At 75.1% G+C, this 3,691-nt stretch carries 3 protein-coding genes; all 3 read right to left on the bottom strand.

Going from position 1 to position 3,691, the window contains the following annotated elements:
• Positions 1 to 64 precede the first annotated feature (64 nt).
• On the bottom strand, positions 65 to 1,066 hold the full coding sequence (locus tag AB0B83_RS27635; RefSeq protein ID WP_357580614.1) for a serine hydrolase: 1,002 nt from the start codon (positions 1,064 to 1,066) through the stop codon (positions 65 to 67).
• Between the two features lie 86 nt (positions 1,067 to 1,152).
• Complete coding sequence (locus tag AB0B83_RS27630) at positions 1,153 to 2,097, bottom strand: SDR family NAD(P)-dependent oxidoreductase (RefSeq protein WP_357580613.1); 945 nt, start codon at positions 2,095 to 2,097, stop codon at positions 1,153 to 1,155.
• Positions 2,094 to 3,278 carry a zinc-dependent alcohol dehydrogenase gene (locus AB0B83_RS27625; protein ID WP_357580612.1) on the bottom strand — a complete coding sequence of 395 codons (1,185 nt, stop codon included), beginning with the start codon at positions 3,276 to 3,278 and terminating at the stop codon, positions 2,094 to 2,096. The genes AB0B83_RS27630 and AB0B83_RS27625 overlap by 4 nt, the downstream gene beginning before the upstream one ends.
• Between the last annotated feature and the right edge of the window lie 413 nt (positions 3,279 to 3,691).

Below are 3,691 nucleotides of genomic sequence, written 5' to 3'. Positions count from 1 at the left end.
AGCGGACCGGCGGAAGGTCGGCGGGGCCCGCCGGGACGGCGGGCCCCGCACGTCGCGGGGCGGCTCAGCCGCCGTTGCTGGGCCGCTGGGCGGTCGGCCGGTGGGTGACGCCGGTGCCGGTGAGGCGGTCCACCGAGGCCAGGAAGCGCCGGCCCATCCGGGCGCGGGCCTCGACGGCGGGGTGCGTCGCGCCGTAGTCGCCCGGCTCGGCCTGCCCGTCGGCGAAGAGGGCGTACGTCAGCACGGGCGCGCCGGCCGTGTCGAAGATCACGCCGGCCTCGTGCCGGGCGTCGGCGAACCAGCCGGCCTTCGTGGCGACGCGGGCCCGCTCGGTCGAGGACATGACCCGCCGGATCCCGTCGGTGTACGCGACGGGGGCGCGCAGCAGCCGCAGCACGAACGCCGTGCCGGCCGGCGAGAGCAGCGTGCCGGCCACCAGCGCGCGCAGCAGGTCGTGGGTCTCCCGGGGGGTGCTGGTGCCGAGGAAGAACCGGTTGGGGTTGGCGACGGGCTGCACCTGCGTGTTCGGGAAGCCCTTGCCGCGCAGGATCGCGTTGAGCTCGGCGGCCGGGCAGACCAGGCCGCACAGCCGTACGGCCGTGTCGTCGGAGACGGTCAGCAGGTTGGCCAGCACGTGCCCGAGCGTCACGAAGCTCGGGTACGCCCCGTCGAGGCTGAACATGCCGTCCCCGCCGGGCACCACGATCGCTTCGGTCACCTCGACCCGCTGGTCGAGCGTCAGCAGTCCCCGGTCGACCTTGTCGAGCACCGCCACGGCGACCGCGATCTTGTTGACGCTGTACGCCTCGATGCGCCGGTCCGGCTCGTCGGACACGGCCACCACCGGGGGGCCGGCCGGGTCGGCGACGCTGACGTACGCCTGCCAGTTGCCGCCCGCTGCCACCGTCTGCCGCTCGTAGATCGCGGCCACCCGGCGGGCGGCCTGCGCGGGCGTCGCCGGAGCCGGTTCGGCGACCTCGGGGGCGGCGGACGCCGGCGCGGCGGCGCCGAGCACCGTTCCCGCCGTGGCCACCGTGCCCAGTCCCAGCGCGGTCCTGCGGTTCACCCGGATAGTCAATCGTCTCTCCCGTCGTGGTGGGCCGGCCCACCACCCTAGGCGAAATGATCGACGCCGGTGATCCCGCGCGGCGCTCACGGCAGCCGGCGCCGGACGGCCGCCACGACCGGGCCGGGCAGTTCCCCGACGGCCCGCGCCACCCGCTGGAGGTCGGGCAGCCAGCCGCCGCGCACCGACGCGGCGGCCGGGTCCGGCGCGAACACCGTGCCGTCGTGCGGTGCGACCGGCCGGTCGGTCAGCCCGAGCAGTCGCATCAACGGCCCGACGAGGGCGTCGTAGACACCCGGCAGCATGGTGAAGCCGACCCGCATGACCAGGTTGACCCGGCCCACCGACACCTCCCGGCGGGGCCGGTCGGCGCAGTCCACGATGGCCCGCGCCACCCGCTCCGGGGTGGTGACGGGCGGCGGGGGCCGGCCGGCCCGGCCGAGGTAGTTCGCGGCCCGCTGGTAGACCGGGGTGTCCACACTGCCCGGGTTGACGATGCAGACGTGCACCCCCGGGGTCTCCCGGGCCTCCTGTTGCAGGGTGCGGGTCAGCCCCTGCAACCCCCACTTGCTCGCCACGTAGCCGCTCATGTAGGGCGCGGTGATGTGGCCGAGCACCGACCCGGTGAGGATCAGCGTTCCTCCGCCGTCCGCCGAGAAGCGGCGCAGCGCCACCCGGGCGACCGCGGCGGCGGCGAGCAGGTCGGTGCGCACCACCTGCTCGAAGACCCGCTCCGGGGTCTCCTCGAACCGGCCGTACGCCATCACCGCCGCCGTGTGCACCCAGACGTCGATGCCGCCGAACCGGTCGAGGGCCGCGTCGGCGAGCGCCGTCAGCGCGCCGTCGGTGGTGATGTCGGTGGGCACCTGGAGCACCTGCGCGCCTGCGGCCCGGCACTCGTCGCGCACCGCGGCGAGGGCGGCGGGGGAGCGGGCGGCGAGCACGAGGCGGTCCCCGCGTGCCGCGAAGGCCCGGGCCGCCGCCCGGCCGATCCCGCTGGTCGCGCCGGTCACGACCACCGTCCGGGTCACGGTGCGAGCACGACCTTGACGCAGCCGTCCTCCTTCTTCTGGAACATCTCGTACGCCTGCGGCGCCTCCACCAGCGGCACCCGGTGGGTACGCAGATCCTCCACACCCAGCGGGTCGTCGTCGCCGGAGAGCAGCGGGATGATCTCGTCGGTCCACCGGCGCACGTGGCACTGCCCCATCCGCAGCTGGACGCCCCGGTCGAACATTTCCATCAGGGGCATCGGGTCGACCTCGCCGCCGTAGACGCCGGAGATGGAGACCGTGCCGCCACGCCGGACGGCCTTGAGCGCGGCCTTGAGCACGACCAGCCGGTCGACGCCCGCCTTGTCGGTCATGGTCTGCGCGAGCTTGTCCGGCAGCAGCCCGGCGGCGGTCTGGGCGAGCTTGCCGAGCGGCGCGCCATGGGCCTCCATGCCCACCGCGTCGATGACGGCGTCGGGGCCGCGCCCGTCGACGAGGTCGATCAGCGCGCTGGGCACGTCGTCCAGTTGGCTGACGTCGAGCACCTCGATGCCGTGCCGGCGGGCCATCGCCAACCGCTCCGGCACCAGGTCCAGCCCGATGACCCGGTCCGCGCCGAGGTGCCGGCCGATGCGGGCGCAGAGCTGGCCGACCGGCCCGAGCCCGAAGACGGCGAGGGTGCCGCCGGGCGGGGTGTCGGCGTACTTCACCGCCTGCCAGGCGGTCGGCAGGATGTCGGACAGGTAGAGCCAGCGCTCGTCGGGCCCGGTGTCGGGCACCTTGATCGGGCCGAACTGGGCGTGCGGCACCCGCAGGTACTCCGCCTGCCCACCGGGCACCGAGCCGTAGAGCGACGTGTAGCCGAACAGCGCGGCGCCCTTGCCCTCGGCCGTCACCTGGGTGGTCTCGCACTGCGCGTACAGCTGCCGGTCGCACATCCAGCAGGAGCCGCAGGAGATGTTGAACGGCACCACCACCCGGTCGCCCGGCTTGAGCCGGGTCACCCCCGCGCCCACCTCCTCGACGATGCCCATCGGCTCGTGGCCGAGGACGTCGCCGGGCTTCAGGTACGGCCCGAGCACCTCGTACAGGTGCAGGTCGGAGCCGCAGATCGCGGTCGAGGTGATCCGGACGACGGCGTCGGTCGGCTCCTCGATCCGCGGATCGGGCACCTCCTCCACCCGTACGTCCCGCTTGCCCTGCCAGGTCAGTGCCTTCATGTCCCGTCGTCCCTCCTCGTGCCGTCCCCGAGGTTGCTACCCGCCCCCGACGACTTGAACCGGCACGGAGCGCCGAGGTGGCCGATGGCGGGCGGGTCGCGATGGCGGGGCCAGGGGCGGGTCGCGACAGCCGGGCCGGGGGCGGGTGGTTCGGGCGGCATCGAGGGCCGGGATCGCGTGGGTGACGGCCCGCAGCCGCCGCGGGGATGGTCGAAGCCGGATGCGCATGGCCGGGCGTCGTCCCCGAAGCGGCTCCGGCCCGGTGTCCGGTGGCCCGGCGTTTGGTGGCCTGGCGTCCGGTGGCCCGGCGGTCCGATGGTGCGGCGGTCTGGTGGTGCGGCGTGCGGCGTGCGGCGGTCTGGTGGTGCGGCGTGCGGCGTGCGGCGGTCTGGTGGTGCGGCGTGCGGCGTGCG

The sequence above is a fragment of the Micromonospora sp. NPDC049060 genome (assembly GCF_040649055.1).
Classification (GTDB): Bacteria; Actinomycetota; Actinomycetes; order Mycobacteriales; family Micromonosporaceae; genus Micromonospora; species Micromonospora reichwaldensis.
This window is presented reverse-complemented; position numbering and strand designations above follow the sequence as displayed.

Excerpts from the sequence above, each read along its gene's own strand:
- AB0B83_RS27625 (WP_357580612.1), bottom strand. The coding sequence starts at position 3,278 with ATGAAGGCACTGACCTGGCAGGGCAAGCGGGACGTACGGGTGGAGGAG.